This window comes from Cupriavidus taiwanensis, assembly GCF_900249755.1.
In the GTDB taxonomy this organism is placed as follows: domain Bacteria; phylum Pseudomonadota; class Gammaproteobacteria; order Burkholderiales; family Burkholderiaceae; genus Cupriavidus; species Cupriavidus taiwanensis_D.
On the sequence record NZ_LT976853.1, the window covers coordinates 1622636 to 1644474 of the forward strand.

Sequence of the window (21839 nt, forward strand, 5' to 3'; positions counted from 1 at the left end):
GCGGGCACGGCGGCCTGCGGCGAGCGGGGCTTGCCCGGGCTTGCCTGAACCCGCGCCAGGCGCCAGCGCGGCCGCGCGCGCACGCCGGCGCGGCTCAGCCGCAGTGCAGCGTCGCGACCACCGGGGTGTGGTCGGACGGCTGCTCCCAGGTGCGCGGCACCCGGTCGATCACGCAGGCGGTGCACTGCTCGGTCAGCGCCGGCGACAGCAGGATATGGTCGATGCGCAGCCCGGCATTGCGCCGGAATGCCAGCATGCGGTAGTCCCACCACGAGAACGCCTTGTCCGGCTGTTCAAACTTGCGGAACGCATCGGCCAGGCCCAGTTCCAGCAGCGCGGCAAAGGCGGCGCGCTCCGGCGGCGAGACCAGGTTCTGGCCTTCCCACTTGGCCGGATCGTGCACGTCGCGGTCTTCCGGCGCGATATTGAAGTCGCCCAGCAGCGCCAGCCGGGGGTGGCGCGCCAGTTCCTCGCGCAGCCACGCGGTCATCGCTTCCAGCCATTGCAGCTTGTAGGCGAATTTCTCCGAGTCGGGCGCCTGCCCGTTGGGAAAGTAGGCGCAGACCAGACGCAGGTCTCCATAAGTGGCGGCGATCACGCGCTGCTGCGCGTCCTCGAAGCCGGGGATGTTGCGCACCACGTCGACGGGACCGGGCATGCTGGCGTCGCGCGCCAGGATGGCGACGCCGTTGTACGTCTTCTGGCCGGTGTAGATGCTGTGGAACCCGGCGTTTTCCAGTTCGGCCAGCGGGTACTTGTCGTCGGGCAGCTTCAGTTCCTGCAGGCACAGCGCGTCGATCGGCGCGCCGGCCTGGTCCTGCTCGGCCAGCCATTGCAGCACCTGCGGCAGGCGTACCTTCAGCGAGTTGACGTTCCAGCTGGCGATGCGCAGCGGACCCTGGTGCGGCAGTCCGAGCGCGCTCATGCCGCCATCCCGCCGTGGCGCAGCAGCGCGTCGATCTGCGGCGCGCGGCCGCGGAACGCTACGAACGAGTCCATCGCCGGGCGGCTGCCGCCTACCGACAGGATCTCGCGCTGGTAGCGCGCGCCGGTCTCGCTGTCGAGCACGGTGCCCGACAGCTGCGCGGCCTCTTCGAACGCCGCGTAGACGTCGGCCGACAGCACTTCGGCCCACTTGTAGCTGTAGTAGCCCGCGGCATAGCCGCCGGCAAAGATATGGCTGAAGGTATTCGGCCAGCGCGACAGCGGATGCTGCGGCACCACGTGCACGCGGTCGTTGATCTGGCGCGACAGCTCCAGCACCGAGGTGGCGCCGGCCGGGTCGAAATCGGTATGCAGGTGCATGTCGAACGACGAGAACACGATCTGGCGCAGCGTCATCATGCCGTTCTGGAAGTTCTTGGCCGCCAGCATGCGCTCGAACAGCGCGCGCGGCAGCGGCTCGCCGGTGTCGACGTGCCGGGTCATGCCGGTCAGCACCTCGTACTCCCAGCAGAAGTTTTCCATGAACTGCGACGGCAGCTCGACCGCGTCCCACTCCACGCCGTTGATGCCCGACACGCCCAGCTCGCCCACCTGCGTCAGCATGTGGTGCAGGCCGTGGCCGAACTCATGGAACAGCGTGATCACTTCATCGTGCGTGAACAGCGCGGGCTTGCCGCCGACCGGCGCCGAGAAATTGCAGGTCAGGTAGGCCACCGGGGTCTGCACGCCGCCGTGCTCGAGCACCTTGCGCCCGCGCGCGTCGTCCATCCAGGCGCCGCCGCGCTTGCCTTCGCGCGCGTACAGGTCGATGTAGAACTGGGCAAGCAGCGTGCCGTCGGCGGTGGTGACGCGGAAGAAGCGCGCGTCCGGGTGCCAGGTCTGCGCCGGCTCGGGCTCGATGCGCACCGAGAACAGCTTCTGCACCACGCCGAACAGGCCTTCCAGCACCCTGGCTTCCGGGAAATACTGCTTGACCTCATGCTCGGAGAACGCATAGCGCTGCTGGCGCAGCTTTTCCGAGGCATAGGCCACGTCCCACGGCGCCAGCTCCGGCAGGTTCAGCTCGGCCGCGGCGAAGGCCTTCAGCTCGGCCCAGTCCTGCTCGGCGTAGGGGCGCGCCTTGACGGCGAGCTCGTCGAGGAACTTCAGCACCTCGGCCGGCGATTCGGCCATCTTCGGCACCAGCGAGACTTCGCCATAGCACTGGTAGCCGAGCATCTGCGCCTCTTCGCGGCGCAGCGCCAGCTGCTCGCGCATATTGGCGGTGTTGTCCCAGTCGGCCTGGCCCTGGCCGTGCTGCGGCCCGAGCTCGGACGCGCGCGTGACGTTGGCCTCGTACAGGGTCTGGCGCAGCGCGCGGTCGTCCGCGTACTGCAGCACCGGGAAGTAGGAGGGGAAGTGCAGCGTGAACTTCCAGCCGGCCTTGCCGTCCTTTTGCGCGGCGTGGCGGGCGGCCTCGCGGGCGTCGTCGGGCAGGCCGGACAGGCGCGCCTCGTCTTCGATGACCAGCGCGTAGGCGTTGGTGGCGTCCAGCACGTGGTCGGAGAAGGCCTTGGACAGCTGGGCCTGCTGCTCCTGGATTTCGGCGAAGCGCGGCTTCTTGTCTTCGGGCAGTTCGGCGCCGCCCAGGCGGAAGCCGCGCAGCTCGTTCTCGATCAGCTGGTGGCGCGCCGCGCTCATGCCGGCGAACTCCGGGCTGGCTGCCAGCGTCTTGTACTTGTCATACAGCGCGAGGCTCTGGCCGAGCGAAGACCAGAACTCGGTCATGCGCGGCAGGTTCTCGGCATGCACCTGGCGCAGCTCGGGCGTATCGGCGACGGCGCTCAGGTGGCTGACCACGCCCCAGGCGCGGCCCAGCGGCTCGGTGGCGGCTTCCAGCGCCTGCACGGCATTGGCCCAGTCAGCAGGCGTGGCGGGATCTTCGGCGCGGGCGACGGCCTGTTGCGCGCGTTCCAGCAGCACGTCGAGCGCGGGGCTGATGTGCTCGGGCCGGATCTCGGCAAAGCGGGGCAGGTCGGAAAAGTCCAGCAGAGGATTGGTAGCGTTGGCGGCTTGGTCCATGGCGTGTTCTCGGTTGGCTGGCCTCGATCGGGCAATATTCCCGCAGATGGGGCCGGGGCGCCGGATTTTCCAGAGCCCCGGGCGGCGTATCGTACGCGCGGCGTCAGCCCGCGGCGCGCTCGGCGGCTTCCAGCGTATTGATCAGCAGCATGGTGATGGTCATCGGCCCCACCCCGCCAGGCACCGGCGTGATGTAGCCGGCGACTTCGCGCACGCCGGCGAAGTCGACATCGCCGCACAGCTTGCCGTGGTCATCGCGGTTCATGCCGACATCGATCACCACCGCGCCGGGCTTGACCATGTCGGCCGTGATCAGGTTGCGCTTGCCGACCGCGGCCACCACCACGTCGGCGTCGCGGGTGTGGGCGCCGATATCGCGCGTCTTGCTGTTGCAGATGGTGACGGTGGCGCCGGCCTGCAGCAGCAGCATCGCCATCGGCTTGCCGACGATGTTGGAGGCGCCCACCACCACGGCGCGGGCGCCGCGCAGCGGGAACTGGATCGATTCCAGCATCTTCATGCAGCCATAGGGCGTGCACGGGCGGAACAGCGGCGCGCCGGTCATCAGCGCGCCGGCATTGGCCACGTGGAAGCCGTCGACATCCTTTTCCGGCGCGATCGCTTCGAGCACCTTGTGGCTGTCGATGTGCCTGGGCAGCGGCAGCTGCACCAGGATGCCGTGGATGCGCGGGTCGCGGTTGAGCTGGTCGATGCGGGCCAGCAGGTCGGCCTCGGACAGGTCGGCGGGATAGCGGTCCAGCGACGAATGGAAGCCGTTGTCCTCGCACGCCTTGACCTTGTTGCGCACGTAGACCTGGCTGGCCGGGTCTTCGCCCACCAGCACCACGGCCAGGCCGGGCTGGTGGCCGCGTTCGGTCAGGCGGGCGGCGCGCTGGGCGGCTTCGGAGCGGATTTGCTTGGCAAGGGCGTTGCCGTCGATCAGTTGGGCAGGCATGGAGGCAGGGCCGGATGATGGCGAGAAGGTGGTGAGAACGTGGTGAGAAGAGTGCGGCGCCCGGTCCGCGCAGGCGCGCGGCGGGGGCCAAAGGCGGAATTATAAGGGTTGCGCGCGGCCTGCCGCACGCTGCTTGACCGCCGGCAGCGATGCCTCCGCCCCGGCGCTGGTAGCATCGCCTGCATGCCTACCGCGCTTGCCCCGACGCTGTCCGATCCGCTGCTGGTGCTGCTGTCCGTATGCGGACTGCTGTGGGCGCTGACGCGCCGGCCGTGGCGGCTGCTGCGCCGCGATGCGCTGCAGAATGCCTGGCTGGGGGCGATGCTGCTGGTGGCGCTGCTGTGGACGGTGCGCGCGACGCTGGCCGGCGGCATGGTGATCCAGCTGCTCGGCGCCACGCTGATGGTGACGCTGTTCGGGCTGCCGCTGGCGCTGCTGTCGCTGTTCGCCGCGGACGTGATCTCGCTGCTGGGGCTGGAATACCTGGCCGGGCACGGCTGGAGCCAGTTCGACTGGGCCGCGCTATGGGTGCGCTATGTCTGGCTGGCGCTGCTGCCGGCGCTGGTCTCGGCGGGCCTGCAGGCGGCGATGCGGCGCCTGCTGCCGCGCCACCCGTTCGTCTTTATCCTCGGGCATGGGTATTTCACTGCTGGCCTGGCGGCGCTCGGCGCCGGGGCGGCGCAGGCGGCGTGGCGCCACCTGACCATGCCGGGACAGCCGCTGAGCCTGGCCGACACGCTGCTCGGCGCCGTGATCCTGGCGTTTGGCGAGGCGTTTCTGACCGGCATGCTGGTCGCGGTGTTTGTGGTCTATCGGCCACAATGGGTGGTTACGTTCCGTGACGAGGATTACCTGCGCGGCTGAGCCGGGGTGCGGCAGGGGGTGAGGAAGGGGCGCAGAGGGGCGCAGTGGGGCGCAGTGGGGCGCAGGTGCGGCCCAGGGCCGCACCAGGCAAGGGGGCAGGCGCCAGCCGCTCAGCTGTTGCGCGACAGCGCCAGGCGCAGCAGGTCGGCGACGGTGTTGACGTTGAGCTTTTCCATGATGTTGGCGCGGTGCGCCTCGACGGTCTTGATGGAAATGCCCAGGTCGTCGGCGATCTGCTTGTTCAGGCGGCCGGCCACGATGCGCTCCAGCACCTGCTGCTCGCGCGTGGTCAGCTTGCCCAGCAGGTCCTTGGCGGCGCGCTGCTCGCGGGCGGTGGAGTGGTCGGTGCGGGCCTTCTGCAGCATGCGCTCGACCAGCGCGCGCAACTCGGATTCATCGAAGGGCTTCTCGATGAAGTCGATCGCGCCGCGCTTCATCGTCGATACCGCCATCGGCACGTCGCCGTGGCCGGTGATGAAGACGATCGGAATGTCGATCTGCTCGGCCAGCATGCGCTCCTGCAGCTCCGGTCCGCTCATGCCGGGCATGCGCACGTCCAGGATCAGGCAGGACACCTGGCTGGCGTCGTAGGCGGCGAGGAACTGCTCGGCGCTGGTGAAGCTGCGCACCTGATAGCCATTGCCCTCCAGCAGCCAGGTCAGCGAGTCGCGCATGGCTTCATCGTCGTCGACGATGAACACGGTCTCGCCGCGGTGGGGCGTGGGGTTTGGCGTTGCGGTCATGTAGTCTCCTCGGGACAACAATTCATTGCTGCGAAGTGTAACCGGCAGCGGCCCTCTGTGGCGAGACAGGCCCCCCACGTCGGAGGGGGGAGCGGCGCAGCCGGGTGCCAGGCATCCGATGATGCGCAAGGGTGCGCGCGGCCCGCGTGGGCGGGCTCTGGTTTCTTGTTATTCGGCCGGCGTTTCGGCCGGCGCCGATTGCAGCGGCAGCATGATCTTGAATGTACAGCCGATGCCGTCGATATTGTTCTCGACCCACAGCCGGCCCTGGTGCGACTCGATGATCGAGCGGCAGATGTTCAGCCCCATGCCCATGCCGTCTGACTTGGTGCTGAAGAAGGGCTCGAACAGCCGCTCCTTGGTGGCCTCGTCGACGCCGGGCCCCTGGTCGATCACGTCGATATGGACGTTGTCGCCGATCTCGCCCGCCTCGACCCGCGCGTGCAGCCGCACCACGCCGCCGGCACGCAGCGCCGGCAGCCCGGCCATGGCCTCGACCGCGTTCTTGAGCAGGTTCACCAGCACCTGCTCGATCAGCACCGGATCCACATACACCGTCAGCGGCGGCGACGGCAGCCGGGTCAGGATGGTGACGCGGCGGCGCGTGGCCTCCAGGTCGGCCAGGCCCACGGCGTCGGCGACGATGTCGTGCAGCGCGGCCTCGCGCCGCTGCGGCTGGCTGCGCTTCACGAAGCCGCGGATGCGGCTGATGATGGTGCCGGCCCGCACCGCCTGCGCCGAGGTCTTCTCCAGCACCGGGATCAGGTCTTCGGGCGTGCTGCGCCCCGAATGCAGCCGCGCCACGGCACCCATGCAGTAGTTGTTGATCGCGGCCAGCGGCTGGTTCAGCTCGTGCGCCAGCGACGACGCCATCTCGCCCATGGTGGTCAGGCGGCTGGTGAACTGCAGGCGCTCTTCATGCTGGCGCGCCATTTCCTCGGCGGCCTTGCGCACGGTGATGTCGGTGGCGATCTGCATCTGCGCCAGGTGGCCGTCGACCCACTGGATATAGCGGCGGCGCACCTCGAACCACTTCTGCATGTCCGGCACGAACACCTCGCGCGCGTCGGATGCGTACGGCATCAGTTCCGATGCCGGCAGGCCGGCATAGGCGTCGACATAGTCGGTGTTGTCGCTCGAGACCTGGTCCTTGTCGAGCTCGTCGCCGGCCAGCTTCAGGTGGCCGTCGGCCTCCCAGCCGAACAGCTGCCGGTAGTAGCGGTTGGCGAACAGCAGTTCGGCCTTGTCGGTGGCCAGCACCGACACCGCGGCGTCCAGGCTTTCCAGCACGGTGGTGAAGCGGTCATGCGCGGCGGCCAGTTCCTCGCGCGCGCGTTTGGGCTCGGTGATGTCCGTCATCGAGCTCATCCAGCCGGTATGGCGGCCGCGGCTGTCGACCAGCGGCGACACGTACATGCGCGCATAGAAGCTGCTGCCGTCGCGGCGCATCACGCGCATCTCGTAGCCGCCGGCGGGCGACTTGCCCTGCAGCGTCAGGTCGATCTGCTTCTGCATCTCCGGCTGGTCGTTGGGCGGCCAGTAGGGGAAGGGCGGCAGGCGGCCCACCAGGTCGTTCTCCTGCCAGCCGGTCATGCGGCAGAAGGCCGGGTTGACGTAGGTGATGCGGCCGTTCAGGTCGAGCGCGCGCAGGCCGATCAGCATCGAGTTTTCCATCGCGCGCCGGAACGAGGTCTCGGCCAGCAGCGCGCGCTGCGCCTCGGAACGGCGGCTGGTATGCCGCCACATGCTCCACAGGCTCCACAGCAGGAAGCACGACAGCCCCACCACCAGCCACAGCAGCATGTTGTTGGGCAGGTTCGATGCCGGCGGATAGGCATCGGCGCGCAGCGACAGCGAATGGCCCGGCGGGTCGAGCAGCACCTCGTACGACAGCGCGTTGCCCGGCACCGGCCGCAGCGAGGTGCTGGCGCGGGTCTGGTTGTTCTTGTCGATCAGCGAGAAGCGGTAGCGCTCGGTCAGCTCGGGCGGCAGCAGGTGCGTCAGGATGCCGTTGATCGAGTACAGCGCGCCGAGCGTGCCGAGGAACTCGTTGTCGCGCACGATCGGCACTTCCATCAGCATGAAGCTGTCGCCGCGCTCGTTGACCAGCGGGCGCGAGTAGACCACGCGCTGGGTCTCGCGCGCGGCGTCGAAGGTGTCGAGCACTTCGGGTTCGAGCGGCTGGTCCTGGTTCTCGCGCAGGCGGCTGGCGAACTCGGAGGTCGACGGCAGCGACCAGCGGCCGCGCTTGGTGGCGTCGAGCCAGTTGATGAAGACGATCTCGGGGTTCTCGCGCAGGATTTCCTGCGCCGCGGTGCGGTACGCGCCTTGCTCCAGCTGCGCGGCGGCGATGTCGCGCGCGAGCGAGGCGAGCTGGTCCTGGTTGCTCAGCAGCGACAGGCGCACGCGCTGCTGCGCCCACGCCGCGTCGCGGTACAGCGCGTCGCGCTGCTGCTGGCGTTCGGTCTCGTGCAGCGACCACAGGATCACGCCCATCGCCACGGTGAAGAGCACAATGGCAACCAGCGGGATGAACATGAACCAGCTGGTGGCGACCAGGTTGCGCCAGCGCAGCCACCACAGGCCGCGCGGCGGTGCCACCAGGACGCCGTCGTCGGCGCCCAGCGCTTCGATCGGGCCCAGGCCGGCCGCCGGGGAGGGCGCATGCGGGACCTGCGCGGACTCGCCGCCCGCGGCCTTGGCTGTACCCGACGCATCGGAGGGAAGCATGGCGGCACGCAGGCTGCGGAAAATACGATCGAGGCGGCTGAAAAACGGCATGGGAGGGATTGACGGCTGACCGACCAGTGTACCGAGATTATTGCGGTGCGTCGCTTGGGGAAAGCGCCAATGAAATCCCGGCGCCGCGTGCCGGCGCGGGCAAGGCGGAGGCACGAGGCAGGCGGGCTCGGCGGTGCTTCTTTGTGCGCTGCCACATAATTCCACATTATAAAAAACGATATCGCAATTTGAAAATTTCGCTTGTGCTCGACTTTGGGCTTCCATAGAATCGGTCCGACCCAAGAATGCGGGCGGTAGCCATGCGCCTGCCGCGCGGAGAAACCGGAACAGGTTTCCCGGCGGCGGCTCCGATGCAAGGCGGCAATGGCGCCGATCCTCCGCAAGTCGGTGCGAGTCATACGTTGAGTCGTGTCCGGCGCTGCCAGCGCGGACGCGGAAGCCAAGAATTCACCCAGGAGACAGTCATGTCCGCCGTACCAGAGCAGATCCTCGGCGCCTCGAGCGCCAACGACGCCGATCCCCAGGAAACCCATGAATGGCTCGACGCCCTGCAGGGCGTGCTGGCCGCCGAAGGCCCGGCGCGCGCGGCCTTCCTGATCGACAAGCAGATCGAATACGCCCGCGTGAACGGCGTGACCCAGCCGTTCCACGCCGAGACCCAGTACATCAACACCATCCCGGTCGAGCAGCAGGCCCGCATTCCCGGCGACCAGGACATCGAGCACCGGATCCGCTCGTACACCCGCTGGAACGCCATGGCGATGGTGCTGCGCGCCAACAAGCACACCAATGTCGGCGGCCATATCTCGTCGTTTGCGTCGGCGGCCACGCTGTACGACGTCGGCTACAACCACTTCTGGCGCGCCCCCTCGGAACAGAGCGGCGGCGACCTGGTCTTCGTGCAGGGCCACTCGGCTCCGGGCGTGTATTCGCGCGCCTTCCTGCTCGGCCGCCTGACCCCGGACCAGCTCGACAACTTCCGCCAGGAAGTCGACGGCAAGGGCATCTCGTCGTACCCGCACCCGTGGCTGATGCCGGATTTCTGGCAGTTCCCGACGGTGTCGATGGGCCTGGGCCCGATCATGGCCATCTACCAGGCCCGCTTCATGAAGTACCTGGACAGCCGCGGCCTGGCCAAGGCCGGCGACCGCAAGGTCTGGGCCTTCCTGGGCGACGGCGAGACCGACGAGCCGGAATCGCTGGGCGCGATCGGCATGGCCGGCCGCGAGAAGCTCGACAACCTGGTCTTCGTCATCAACTGCAACCTGCAGCGCCTGGATGGCCCGGTGCGCGGCAACGGCAAGATCATCCAGGAACTCGAATCCGAGTTCCGCGGTTCCGGCTGGAACGTGATCAAGGTGGTATGGGGCAGCCGCTGGGATTCCCTGCTGGCACGCGACACCAAGGGCCTGCTGATGAAACGCATGATGGAGTGCGTGGACGGCGAGTACCAGACCTTCAAGGCCAAGGACGGCGCCTATGTGCGCGAGCACTTCTTCAACACGCCCGAACTCAAGGCGATGGTCGCGGACTGGTCCGACGACGATGTCTGGCGCCTGAACCGCGGCGGCCATGATCCGCACAAGGTCTATGCCGCCTACAAGGCCGCCAGCGAGCACAAGGGCCAGCCCACGCTGATCCTGGCCAAGACCATCAAGGGCTATGGCATGGGCGACGCCGGCCAGGCCATGAACGTCGCGCACCAGCAGAAGAAGATGCCGGTGGACGCGATCCGCAAGTTCCGCGACCAGTTCAACATTCCGGTCGCCGACGACAAGCTGGAAGAAGTGCCCTACGTCACCTTCGAGGAAGGCTCGAAGGAACTGGAATACATGCGCCAGGCGCGCATGAACCTGGGCGGCTACCTGCCGGCTCGCCGCCAGAAGGCCGAGGCGCTGAAGGTGCCCGAGCTGAAGGCCTTCGAAGCCCTGCTCAAGGCCACCGGCGAAGGCCGCGAAGTGTCCACCACCATGGCCTTCGTGCGGATCCTGAACACGCTGCTGAAGGACAAGCAGATCGGCAAGCACGTGGTGCCCATCGTCCCGGACGAGTCGCGCACCTTCGGCATGGAAGGCCTGTTCCGCCAGGTCGGCATCTGGAACCAGGAAGGCCAGAAGTACGTGCCGGAAGACCATGACCAGCTGATGTTCTACAAGGAATCGCAGACTGGCCAGGTGCTGCAGGAAGGCATCAACGAAGCCGGCGCCATGTGCGACTGGATCGCCGCCGCGACGTCGTACTCGACGCACGGCGTGCAGATGATCCCGTTCTACATCTACTACTCGATGTTCGGCATCCAGCGCATCGGCGACCTGTGCTGGGCCGCCGCCGACATGCGCTCGCGCGGCTTCCTGCTGGGCGGCACCGCCGGCCGCACCACGCTGAACGGCGAAGGCCTGCAGCATGAAGACGGCCATTCGCACGTGTTCCACGCCGCGATCCCGAACTGCATCTCGTACGACCCGACCTTCCAGTACGAACTGGCAGTGATCATGCAGGACGGCCTGCGCCGCATGTACGCCGAGCAGGAAGACGTCTACTACTACCTGACGGTGATGAACGAGAACTACGAGCATCCGGAAATGCCGGCTGGCGTAGAGCAGGACATCGTCAAGGGCATGTACCAGTTCCGCAAGGGCGTCGAGAACAGCAACGCGCCGCGCGTGCAGCTGCTGGGCTCGGGCACGATCTTCCGCGAGGTGATCGCCGCCGCCGAGCTGCTGAAGAAAGACTGGGGCGTCGAGTCCGACCTGTGGGGCTGCCCCAGCTTCACCGAACTGGCGCGCGACGGCCAGGCCGCCGAGCGCTACAACCTGCTGCACCCGGCCGAGACCCAGCGCGAAGCCTTTGTCACGCAGAAGCTGAAGTCGGCGCGCGGCCCGGTGATCGCCTCGACCGATTACATTCGCGCCTTCGCCGAGCAGATCCGCCCGTTCGTGCCGCGCCGCTACGTGGTGCTGGGCACCGACGGCTTCGGCCGCTCGGATACGCGCGAGAAGCTGCGCCACTTCTTCGAAGTGGACCGCTACTGGGTCACGCTGGCCGCGCTCAAGGCGCTGGCCGACGAGGGCGCGATCGGCCGCGACAAGGTTGCCGAAGCGATCAAGAAGTACAACCTCGACCCGAACAAGCCCAACCCGATGTCGGTCTGATCCGGCAGCCTGCACCCACCCCCGCAGTACGGCAGCGCCGTGCCGCGGGCGCCCCGGGCCACGGCCCGATGGCGCCTTGCGGCACGGCGGCGTGACAGAAGCGGGCGGCGAAGGTAATCTCGCCGCTTGCGGACGTCGCGCGTGCCGGCCTGCCCAGGAGACACTGAATGAGTCAAGCGATTGAAATCAAGGTGCCGGATATCGGCGACTATGACGCCGTTCCCGTCATTGAAGTGCATGTGAAACCCGGCGACAGCATCAACGCGGAAGACGCGCTGGTGACGCTGGAGTCGGACAAGGCCACCATGGACGTGCCCTCGCCGCAGGCCGGCGTGGTCAAGGAAGTCAAGATCAAGGTGGGCGACAACGTGGCCGAAGGCTCGGTGCTGGTGATGCTGGAGCCGGCCGGGCAGGCCGCGGCTGCCGCACCGGCTCCCGCTCCCGCGCCGGCACCCGCCGCCGCGGCACCGGCTCCGGCCGCCGCACCCGCACCGGCACCGGCTCCCGCCGCTGCGCCGGCCGGCGGCGGCGCCGCCATCGAAGTCAAGGTGCCCGATATCGGCGACTACGACGCCGTGCCCGTCATCGAAGTCCACGTCAAGCCCGGCGATACCATCAACGCCGAAGACGCGGTGGTGACGCTGGAATCGGACAAGGCCACCATGGACGTGCCCTCGCCGCAGGGCGGCGTGGTCAAGGAAGTCAAGGTCAAGGTCGGCGACAACGTCTCGGAAGGCACGCTGCTGCTGATCCTGGAAGGCGCGGCCACTGCCGCTGCCGCCGCACCGGCCGCCGCGGCACCGGCGCCCGCTGCCGGCGCGCCCGCTCCGGCGCCGGCCGCCGCACCGGCCCCGGCCGCTGCGCCTGCTGCCTCGGCCGCCGCGGCTGTCGTTCCCGCCGGCGCAACCGGCAAGGCCGCCCACGCCAGCCCCTCGGTGCGCAAGTTCGCGCGCGAGCTGGGTGTCGATGTCTCGCGCGTGCCGGGCACCGGTCCCAAGGGCCGCATCACCCAGGAAGACGTGCAGAGCTACGTCAAGGGCGTGATGAGCGGCCAGGCCGCCGCGCCGGCACAGGCTGCGGCCGGCGCCGGTGGTGGCGAGCTGGGGCTGCTGCCGTGGCCGAAGGTGGACTTCACCCGCTTCGGCGAGGTCGAAAGCAAGGCGCTGTCGCGCATCAAGAAGATCTCGGGTGCCAACCTGCACCGCAACTGGGTCATGATCCCGCACGTCACCAACCATGACGAAGCCGACATCACTGACCTGGAGGCCTTCCGCGTCCAGCTGAACAAGGAAAACGAGAAGGCCGGCATCAAGGTGACCATGCTGGCGTTCATGATCAAGGCCACGGTCGCGGCGCTGAAGAAGTTCCCCAACTTCAATGCCTCGCTCGACGGTGACAACCTGGTGCTGAAGAAATACTTCAACATCGGCTTCGCCGCCGACACCCCGAACGGGCTGGTGGTGCCGGTGATCAAGGACGCCGACAAGAAGGGCGTGCTGGAGATCAGCCAGGAAATGAGCGAGCTGGCCAAGCTGGCGCGCGACGGCAAGCTCAAGCCCGACCAGATGCAGGGCGGCTGCTTCTCGATCTCGTCGCTGGGCGGCATCGGCGGCACGTACTTCACGCCGATCATCAATGCGCCCGAAGTGGCCATCATGGGCGTGTGCAAGTCGTACATGAAGCCGGTGTGGGACGGCAAGCAGTTCGCGCCGCGCCTGACGCTGCCGCTGTCGCTGTCGTGGGACCACCGCGTCATCGACGGTGCCGAGGCCGCGCGCTTCAACACGTACTTCGCGCAACTGCTGGCGGACTTCCGCCGCATCCTGCTCTAAGCGGGGTGGCGCCGCGCCGGCGGGGCGACAGCCCGGCCCGCGCGGCGCGCCACGCGCAACCGGGAGCAAGCCATGACTACCTGTGTTGTCGTCAGGAAGGGCGCCGAGGTGGCGATCGCGGCCGACGCGCTCGTGACCTTCGGCGATACGCGCCTGTCGCGCGCCTACGAGCGCAACCAGAAGGTGTTTCCGGTCGGCGACGGCTTTATCGCGCTGGCCGGGACCACGGCGCACTTCCCGGTCATGCGCACGCTGCTGGCGGGGCTGGGCGACGAGTGCCGGCTGGGCTCGCGCGACGACGTCTTCCGCACCTTCCTGAAGGTGCACGAGAAGCTGAAGTCGGACTACTTCGTCAATACCAAGGAAGACGATGACGATCCCTACGAGTCGTCGCAGATCGTATGCCTGATCGCCAATCCGGCGGGCATCTTCGGCGTCTACTCGTACCGCGAGGTGTTTTCGTTCGACCGCTTCTGGGGCATCGGCTCGGGCCGCAACTATGCGCTGGGCGCGATGCACGCGGTCTATGACCGGCCGGACCTCGGCGCGGGCGAAATCGCGCGCATCGGCGTCGATGCCGGCGTGGAGTTCGACAAGAGTTCGGCGGGGCCGATCGAGGTGCACACCGTGCGCCTGCACGCGGACGACGCCGCGGCGGCACCCGCTGCGGACCATGCCGCGGGCGGCGACCCGGCGAGCGGCAACGCAGCAACCAACAACGACGGCGCGCCCTGAAGCCGAGAGGCGGGCGCGCATAGAGGAGCAAACATGAGTGTGATCGAAGTCAAGGTGCCGGATATCGGCGATTTCGACGCGGTGGAAGTGATCGAGGTGCTGGTCAAGGCCGGCGACACGGTCGAGGTGGAACAGTCACTGATCGTGCTGGAATCCGACAAGGCCAGCATGGATGTGCCGTCGTCGGCCGCCGGCAAGGTGGTCGAGGTCAAGGTCAAGGTGGGTGACAAGGTGGGCCAGGGCGCGGTGATCTGCACCATCGAGGCCCAGGCAGGCGCCGCCGCGGCGCCCGCGCCTGCGCAAGCCCCCGCACCGGCTGCGGCACCGGCGCAGGCCCCCGCGCCCGCGGCGGCCGCGCCCGCCCCTGCCGCCGCCAGCCATGCCGGCGGTGCCGATATCCAGTGCGAGGTGCTGGTGCTGGGCGCCGGTCCCGGCGGCTACTCGGCCGCGTTCCGCGCCGCCGACCTGGGCATGAATACCGTGCTGGTGGAGCGCTACGGCACGCTCGGCGGGGTCTGCCTGAACGTCGGCTGCATCCCGTCCAAGGCACTGCTGCACAACGCCGCGGTGATCGACGAAGCCAAGGCGCTGGCCGCCCACGGCATCCTGTTCGGCGAAGCCAAGATCGACCTGGACGGCCTGCGCCACTACAAGGACCAGGTGGTCGGCAAGCTGACCGGCGGCCTGGCCGGCATGGCCAAGGCGCGCAAGGTGCAGGTGGTGCGCGGCGTCGGCAACTTCCTCGACCCGCATCACCTGGAAGTGGAACTGACCGAAGGCGAGGGCAAGCAGACCACCGGCAAGAAGACCGTGATCCGCTTCGACAAGGCCATCATCGCCGCCGGCAGCCAGGCGGTGAAGCTGCCCTTTATCCCGGAAGACCCGCGCATCGTCGACTCGACCGGCGCGCTGGAGCTGCCGGAAGTGCCCAACAAGATGCTGGTCATCGGCGGCGGCATCATCGGCCTGGAAATGGCGACGGTGTACAGCACGCTGGGTGCCGACATCGATATCGTCGAAATGCTGCCGGGCCTGATGAACGGCGCCGACCGCGACCTGGTCAAGGTCTGGGAAAAGAAGAACAAGGACCGCTTCGGCAAGGTGATGCTGAACACCAAGACGGTCGCGGTCGAAGCCAAGCCGGACGGCATCTATGTCAGGTTCGAGGGCGAAGCCGCACCGGCCGAGCCGCAGCGCTATGACCTGGTGCTGGTGTCGGTGGGCCGCTCGCCCAACGGCAAGCGCATCAGCGCCGAGAAGGCCGGCGTCGCCGTGACCGAGCGCGGCTTTATCGACGTCGACAAGCAGATGCGCACCAACGTGCCGCATATCTACGCGATCGGCGATATCGTCGGCCAGCCGATGCTGGCGCACAAGGCCGTGCACGAAGCGCACGTCGCCGCCGAGGCCGCGCATGGCGAGAAGGCGTACTTCGATGCCAAGCAGATTCCGTCGGTGGCCTTCACCGATCCGGAAGTGGCCTGGGCCGGCCTGACCGAGGACGAGTGCAAGGCGCAGGGCATCAAGTACAGCAAGGGCGTGTTCCCGTGGGCGGCTTCCGGCCGCGCCATCGCAAATGGTCGCGACGAGGGCTTCACCAAGCTGATCTTCGACGAGGAAACGCATCGCGTGATCGGCGGCGGCATCGTCGGCACGCATGCCGGCGACCTGATCAGCGAAGTGTGCCTGGCGATCGAGATGGGCGCCGACGCGGTGGATATCGGCAAGACCATCCATCCGCACCCGACGCTGGGCGAGTCGATCGGCATGGCGGCGGAGATCTACGAAGGCACGTGCACCGACGTGCCGCCGCCGCGCAAGCGTTAAGCGCTGCCCGTTGCTGTTGCAGAGCCCGCCTCGATGGCGGGTTTTGTTTTGTCAGATTTCGCAATTAACCGCCATGAGCGATCCCCGCCTCGGTGTGGCGGCTTGCAGCGCGGGAGGGAAGGGCCAGGCTGGCCGAGAACCAAAAAAAACCCGACCTGCAGGGGTCGGGTTTAACGATACCTTTGGACAAGGAGACCGCGGTACCGAGGAGACATCGGCAGACAGGGCGGAGCCGGGCCGGTCCGGCGGGGCATTACCCTTGTCGTTGGCAAAGCCCACCGCATGCGCATGGCGATGGGCTTTGCCAACGGACCGGCCGGGGCCGGTCCATCTTCAGCACAGCGTGCTATCAGGCAGCAGCAGCCTTCTTCGCGGTGGCCGTGCGGGCCGTGGCGCTGGCTTGCTGGGCAGCCTTGGTGGCAGCCGAAGCCGCGGCCTGGAAGTTGGTTTCAGCCATTTCGACCGCTTGCTTGGTGGCCTTCTGCACCGACTCGTAGGCGTTGTTGGCAGCCGAGATCGCCGACTTCACGATGGCCACGGTCGATTCCGAACCGGCCGGGGCGTTCTTGGCGAAGTTCTCGACCAGCGCCTGGACGTTCTTCGAGCCTTCGGCCAGCTGGGCCTCGGCCACCTTGGCGAATTCGCTCTGGGTTTCCGAAGCGATTTCGTACAGGTGACGGGTGTAGGCCAGGGTCTTTTCGGCGACCGGCTGCACGGCTGCGGCCTGGATGGCCAGCAGTTCCTGCGCATCCTTGGCCGACAGCGCCTTCTTGGCGTTGTCCACGTTCTCGGCGAACGCGGTCTTGACGACCTGCAGGTTCAGTTCGACGAGCTTTTCGACGCCTTCAAACGCCTTGGTGGTCAGGCCGAACAGCGTTTCGAGGTTAGCCTTTTGTGCTGCTGCGACTTGTTCCGGGGTGAGGATCATTGCTGGTCTCCAGTGGTGAACTTCAAGGTCAAGCAAATTAAGCCGCCTAGATGTCAGGGCCGTGACGGTGTTGTGCCCGCTTCGGCCAGCCCAGGCGTATGGGTTGGGTCAGGGCGCCAAAGTCAGTTTGTGCGCCGCAACAATTCGTATTGTAGGGGCCGTCGATGCAATGTCAAGAACATTTTGTGCATCGCACAAAAGGCGGGTCGGGTGCAGTACAGGAGGTGGCGCTTGCGCCATTCCGGACCAGCGCCGGCGGTGCCCCGGCAGGGGTGCTACCATGCCAGGCTGCCCGCGCCGGCACGTCCGGCCGAGGCCGGAATACCCAACAAGATGTGAACAGAATCGCCCAGGCCTCCTTTGATGCTCGCCTTCTACGCCGACCACTTCGTGCTGCCCCTCCCGCCCGGACATCGTTTCCCCATGCGCAAGTACAGCATGCTGCGCGACGCGGTGTCGGTCCAGGTGCCGGGGCTGCGCCTGGCCGAGGCGCCGCGCGCCGGCGATGACGCGCTGCTGCTGGCTCACACGGCGGAGTATGTGGAGGCGGCCTCGGCCGGAACGCTCGACGCGGCGCGCCAGCGCGAGATCGGCTTCCCGTGGTCCGAGGCGATGGTGGAGCGTTCGCGCCGTTCGGCGGGCGCCACCATCGAGGCCTGCCGTACTGCGCTGCGCGAAGGCGTTGCCGTCAACCTGGCCGGCGGCACGCACCACGCGTACGCCGACAAGGGCGGCGGCTTCTGCGTCTTCAACGATGCCGCGATCGCGGCGCGCGTGCTGCAGCGCGACGGCGCGGTGCGCCGCGTCGCGGTGATTGATCTCGACGTGCACCAGGGCAACGGCACCGCATCGATCCTGCACGGCGATCCGTCCGTGTTCACGCTGTCGCTGCACGGCGAAAAAAACTACCCGTTCCGCAAGGAATCGAGCGACCTCGACGTCGGCCTGCCCGACGGCTGCGACGACGACGCCTACGCGCAGGCGCTGCAGGCGGCGCTGGACACGCTGTTCAGCCGCTTCGAGCCGGACCTGCTGATTTACCTGGCCGGCGCGGATCCGCACGAGGGCGATCGGCTCGGACGGCTCAAGCTGACCATGGCCGGCCTGGCGCGGCGCGACCGGCTGGTGTTCGATGCCGCGCAAGCACGCCGGCTGCCGCTGGCGGTGACCATGGCCGGCGGCTACGGCAACCAGATCGAAGATACCGTTGCGGTCCATGCGCAGACGGTGCGGCTCGCCGCGCAATATCACGCGCTTTACCGGCAGCATGCGGCGCAGCTTGCGGTGGCGTCATGAGCGATGTGATCGAGTCAGGCCGCGCCGGCGCGGCCAGCCCGCGCGCCACGCTGGGGGTGGCATCGATGCCGTGGCTGTTCGTGCTGATCTGGAGCACCGGCTTTATCGTCGCCAAATACGGCATGCCGTATGCGGAGCCGATGACCTTCCTGTTTCTGCGCTTTGCCGGCGTGCTGGTGCTGATGGTGCCGTTCGTGCTGCTGGCGCGCGTGCCGCTGCCGCGCGTGGCGGGAACGGCCGCAACCGACTGGCGCGCGGTCGGGCATATCGCCGTGGCGGGGTTGCTGCTGCAGGCGGGTTACCTTGGCGGCGTCTGGGCGGCAATCAAGCTCGGCATGCCGGCAGGCGTATCGGCACTGATCGTCGGCATGCAGCCCATCCTGACCGCGCTGATCGCCACGCGCATGGGCGAGCGCATCGATGCACGCCAGTGGCTGGGCCTGTTGCTGGGCATTGCCGGCGTGGCACTGGTGGTGGCAAACAAGCTGGGCACCAGCGGCTTGACGCCGGTCAGCCTTGCGCTGGCTGGCGGCGCGTTGATCAGCATCACCGTGGGCACGGTCTATCAGCGGCATTTCTGCCCGGTGTTCGACCTGCGCATGGGTTCCGTGATCCAGTTCGCCGCGGCGGTGCTCGCCTGCGTGCCGTTCATGTTCCTGTTCGAGACGCGGGCGGTGCAGTGGACTCCCGCCATGCTCGGCGCGCTGGCGTGGTCGGTGGTGGCGCTGTCGATCGGCGCGATCTCGCTGCTGTTCCTGTTGATACGGCAAGGTGCGGCCACCAAAGTGTCCAGCCTGATGTACCTCACCCCACCCACCACCGCGGTGATGGCCTGGCTGCTGTTCGGCGAGCGCTTCCCGCCGCTGGCGGCGGCCGGCATGGTGCTGGCCGCGCTGGGGGTGGCGCTTGTCATCCGCCGCTAGCCGCGGCGCGTTCGTATCGCCTGGGCCGCAGGTTCAGAATATTCGTATTTCGTACTGTCTCGCTTCCTGTCTCGCTTTCTGTCTTCTTCTCGCCCCATGAAACCGCAAGCCGAATCGCGCAGTGCCTATCCACACTTCCAGCCGATCACCACGCGTTGGATGGACAACGATGTCTATGGCCACGTCAACAACGTTGTCTACTACAGTTATTTTGACACCGTGGTGAATACCTACCTGATCCGGCAGGGCGTGCTCGATATCGCGTCCGGCGACACCATCGGGCTGGTGATCGAGACGCAGTGCAACTACTTCTCGTCGCTCAGTTTTCCCGAGACCGTGGTAGCGGGTTTACGAGTAGCCAGGCTGGGTACGTCGAGCGTGCGCTATGAGGTCGGCCTGTTCAGCGGCGACAACGACGTCGCGGCGGCGCAAGGGCATTTCATCCACGTCTATGTCGACCGCGTCACGCGCCGGCCGGTACCGTTGCCGGGCGCGCTGCGCGAAGCGCTGCTGCCATTGGCGGCGGCGGGCGCGCTGACGGGCGCAAGGGAATAGGTCGGGGCAATGGAGATGAACAAGATGTCCCACGAGAATCGACTCGGCTCGCAAGAGGCCGTGGACTGCGTCGACCGCGCGATCCTGACGCGGCGTTCGGTGCGGGCCTTTCTCGATACGCCCGTGCCGCGCAGCACCGTGGAAGAGATCCTGGCAGTGGCCAGCCGCGCGCCGTCCGGCACCAACACGCAGCCGTGGCGCGTCTATGTGCTGTCCGGCGAAGCCAAGGCCAAGCTGTGCGCAGACGTGCTGGCCGCCTACGAAGATCCCGAGCGCGACAGCAAGTACCGCGAGGAGTACCCGTACTATCCGCGCGAATGGGCCGACCCGTATCTGTCGCGGCGGCGCAAGGTGGGCTGGGACCTGTACGGCCTGCTCGAGATCAGCCGCGAGGACAAGGCGCGCATGCACGAACAGCACGCGCGCAACTTCCGTTTCTTCGATGCGCCGGTGGGCCTCATCTTCACCATCGACCGCATCATGGAGCAGGGCAGCTGGCTGGACTACGGCATGTTCCTGCAAAGCATCATGGTCGCCGCCCGCGCACGCGGGCTCGATACCTGCCCGCAGGCGGCGTTTACGCAGTTCCACAAGGTCATCGCCAGCCACCTGCGGCTGCCACCGGAGGAAATGGTGGTGTGCGGCATGTCGCTCGGTTTTGCCGATCCGGAGGCCGTCGCAAACCGCCTCACCACGGAACGTGAGCCGGTCAGCGGGTTTGCGCGTTTTCTCTCATAGTGAAATTTGTTTCAACATGTAACGATGGACGCCGATATCAAACAGGACTTTCCGTATTGGCTTCGTCGCTGCGAAGGGGTAGCAAGGGTGAGCCGGACTGCGCTTGGGTCGAGCGCACAGAAGTTCGATAGCAGACGTGATGCATCGCGTACATTTTTCGCAATATGGAAATGTATGGGAATCGAACTTTAAGGAGCGTCTGTAAGTCTTTAATCTTGCTAACAATTTCTTTCTTTCCTACACTAGCGCCATTCCTATGCGCTGAACGAATCATGTTCCGGTCTGATTCCATTTTCTCCAGATTCTTCGGCTCCACACCCTTGTCCGCCGTCGCCGCCGCGGTGCTGGTGTCGGTGTCGATGGTCGCGGTGCCCGTGGCCGAAGCGGCCACCAAGGCCGCATCTACACAAAAATCCACCAAAAAGCAGGCCAAAACCACCAAGGCCGAGAAAAAGAGCGCTGCCAGGCCAGTTGCCAAAAGCGCCCGAAATGCCAAGGTTGCCAAGAGCGAGGCAGGCTCCGCGCGCAAGGTGGTGGTATTGAAGAAAGGCAAGCGCCACGTCGTGGTGGCGCAGCGCGCCGCACCGGTGCGGGCGGCGTTTATCCCGTCCAAGCCTTCGCTGGGCGAGGCCATGGGCCTGCGCGACACCGACGACGCCCTGGCCTTGCGCTCGAGCGTGGCCCTGGTGATGGACCAGAACTCCAACGAGGTGCTGTTCCAGAAGAACGCCAGCGCCGTGCTGCCGATTGCATCGATCACCAAGCTGATGACCGCGCTGGTGGTGATGGACTCGCGCCTGCCGATGGACGAGGTGCTGACCATCACCGAGGAAGACCGCGACACCGAGAAGCACAGCAGCTCGCGCCTGCGCTTCGGCACGCAGCTGACGCGCCAGGAACTGCTGCTGCTGGCGCTGATGTCGTCCGAGAACCGCGCCGCTTCGGCGCTGGGCCGCCACTACCCGGGCGGCCTGCCGGCGTTTGTGCAGGCCATGAACCGCAAGGCGCGCGAGCTTGGCATGAACGACAGCCATTTCGTCGATTCCAGCGGCCTGTCGAGCAGCAACGTGTCGAGCGCGACCGACCTGGTGCGCATGGTCAATGCCGCGTACCGCAACCCGCTGATCCGCGAGTACTCGACCCAGACCGAGCACGAGGTCAATGTGCTGGGCCGCACCCAGCATTACGTCAGCACCAACCGCCTGGTGCGCGGCGGCAACTGGGAGATCGGCCTGCAGAAGACCGGCTTTATCTCCGAAGCCGGCCAGTGCCTGGTGATGCAGGCGCGCGTGCATGGACGCAACGTGGTGATGGTGTTCCTGGATTCGGCCGGCAAGCTGTCGCGCTTTGCCGATGCCAACCGGGTCAAGGACTGGCTCGAACATTCGCCGTCCTCGCCGCAGCGCGGCTTCCCGTCGTCGCCGAACCTGACGCAGGGTCCGGGCAGCGCGCACGCGGTGCTGGCATCGCAGCAATCGCGCGGCATCTGAGCGCGCACGCCTGACCGGAAAAACGCGCCGCATTGCGGCGCGTTTTGCTTTGG

16 protein-coding genes are annotated in these 21839 nt (G+C 67.2%); 10 read left to right on the plus strand and 6 right to left on the minus strand.

Annotated features, from left to right (window positions below; all coding sequences use genetic code 11):
• Positions 1-94 precede the first annotated feature (94 nt).
• The 3 genes from xth to folD all read right to left on the minus strand — a co-directional run bounded on the left by xth (position 95) and on the right by folD (position 3961).
• The gene (gene xth / locus CBM2594_RS07480) at positions 95-925 is read right to left on the minus strand and encodes an exodeoxyribonuclease III (RefSeq protein WP_198048111.1); all 831 of its coding nucleotides are present in this window, start codon (positions 923-925) and stop codon (positions 95-97) included.
• On the minus strand, positions 922-3006 hold the full coding sequence (locus tag CBM2594_RS07485) for a M3 family metallopeptidase (protein ID WP_116356275.1): 2085 nt from the start codon (positions 3004-3006) through the stop codon (positions 922-924). Before CBM2594_RS07485 ends, xth begins: the two co-directional genes overlap by 4 nt.
• Positions 3007-3109: 103 nt before the next feature.
• Positions 3110-3961, minus strand: a complete 852-nt coding sequence (gene folD / locus CBM2594_RS07490) for a bifunctional methylenetetrahydrofolate dehydrogenase/methenyltetrahydrofolate cyclohydrolase FolD (protein WP_116356276.1) — start codon at positions 3959-3961, stop codon at positions 3110-3112.
• Between the two features lie 183 nt (positions 3962-4144).
• On the opposite strand from folD, the gene CBM2594_RS07495 reads away from it, so the two are divergent.
• Positions 4145-4825 (plus strand): hypothetical protein, encoded by a 681-nt coding sequence (locus CBM2594_RS07495; RefSeq protein WP_116356277.1) that lies wholly within the window; start codon positions 4145-4147, stop codon positions 4823-4825.
• 110 nt (positions 4826-4935) lie between these two features.
• Here CBM2594_RS07495 and CBM2594_RS07500 read toward each other — a convergent pair whose 3' ends face one another.
• Positions 4936-5568, minus strand: coding sequence for a response regulator transcription factor (locus CBM2594_RS07500; protein ID WP_012352577.1), 633 nt, complete (start codon positions 5566-5568; stop codon positions 4936-4938).
• A gap of 168 nt (positions 5569-5736) precedes the next feature.
• Entirely contained in the window at positions 5737-8349 is a 2613-nt protein-coding gene (locus CBM2594_RS07505) for a PAS domain S-box protein (protein ID WP_116356278.1), read from the minus strand.
• A 425-nt stretch (positions 8350-8774) separates the two neighbouring features.
• On the opposite strand from CBM2594_RS07505, the gene aceE reads away from it, so the two are divergent.
• The 4 genes from aceE to lpdA all read left to right on the plus strand — a co-directional run bounded on the left by aceE (position 8775) and on the right by lpdA (position 15856).
• Positions 8775-11462: a pyruvate dehydrogenase (acetyl-transferring), homodimeric type gene (gene aceE / locus CBM2594_RS07510; RefSeq protein ID WP_116356279.1), complete on the plus strand. Its 2688-nt coding sequence runs from the start codon at positions 8775-8777 to the stop codon at positions 11460-11462.
• A 167-nt stretch (positions 11463-11629) separates the two neighbouring features.
• A complete protein-coding gene (aceF, locus tag CBM2594_RS07515; protein ID WP_116356280.1) occupies positions 11630-13294 on the plus strand; it encodes a dihydrolipoyllysine-residue acetyltransferase in 1665 nt (554 codons plus the stop codon).
• Positions 13295-13366: 72 nt separating this feature from the next.
• The gene (locus CBM2594_RS07520; protein WP_116356281.1) at positions 13367-14029 is read left to right on the plus strand and encodes an MFS transporter; all 663 of its coding nucleotides are present in this window, start codon (positions 13367-13369) and stop codon (positions 14027-14029) included.
• Between the two features lie 33 nt (positions 14030-14062).
• The gene (gene lpdA / locus CBM2594_RS07525) at positions 14063-15856 is read left to right on the plus strand and encodes a dihydrolipoyl dehydrogenase (protein ID WP_116356282.1); all 1794 of its coding nucleotides are present in this window, start codon (positions 14063-14065) and stop codon (positions 15854-15856) included.
• Positions 15857-16205: 349 nt separating this feature from the next.
• Here the strand turns inward: lpdA and phaP1 are convergent, their stop codons facing one another.
• On the minus strand, positions 16206-16784 hold the full coding sequence (gene phaP1 / locus CBM2594_RS07530; RefSeq protein ID WP_116356283.1) for a TIGR01841 family phasin PhaP1: 579 nt from the start codon (positions 16782-16784) through the stop codon (positions 16206-16208).
• 363 nt (positions 16785-17147) lie between these two features.
• Here phaP1 and CBM2594_RS07535 point away from each other — a divergent pair, with 363 nt between their 5' ends.
• The 5 genes from CBM2594_RS07535 to pbpG all read left to right on the plus strand — a co-directional run bounded on the left by CBM2594_RS07535 (position 17148) and on the right by pbpG (position 21786).
• Positions 17148-18080: a histone deacetylase family protein gene (locus tag CBM2594_RS07535; protein WP_116356284.1), complete on the plus strand. Its 933-nt coding sequence runs from the start codon at positions 17148-17150 to the stop codon at positions 18078-18080.
• Complete coding sequence (locus CBM2594_RS07540) at positions 18077-19003, plus strand: DMT family transporter (protein WP_116356285.1); 927 nt, start codon at positions 18077-18079, stop codon at positions 19001-19003. Before CBM2594_RS07535 ends, CBM2594_RS07540 begins: the two co-directional genes overlap by 4 nt.
• Before the next feature lie 96 nt (positions 19004-19099).
• A complete protein-coding gene (locus tag CBM2594_RS07545) occupies positions 19100-19558 on the plus strand; it encodes an acyl-CoA thioesterase (protein WP_116356286.1) in 459 nt (152 codons plus the stop codon).
• Between the two features lie 15 nt (positions 19559-19573).
• Complete coding sequence (locus CBM2594_RS07550) at positions 19574-20296, plus strand: nitroreductase (protein ID WP_116357728.1); 723 nt, start codon at positions 19574-19576, stop codon at positions 20294-20296.
• A gap of 272 nt (positions 20297-20568) precedes the next feature.
• Positions 20569-21786 (plus strand): D-alanyl-D-alanine endopeptidase, encoded by a 1218-nt coding sequence (gene pbpG / locus CBM2594_RS07555; RefSeq protein WP_147310417.1) that lies wholly within the window; start codon positions 20569-20571, stop codon positions 21784-21786.
• Positions 21787-21839: the final 53 nt, after the last annotated feature.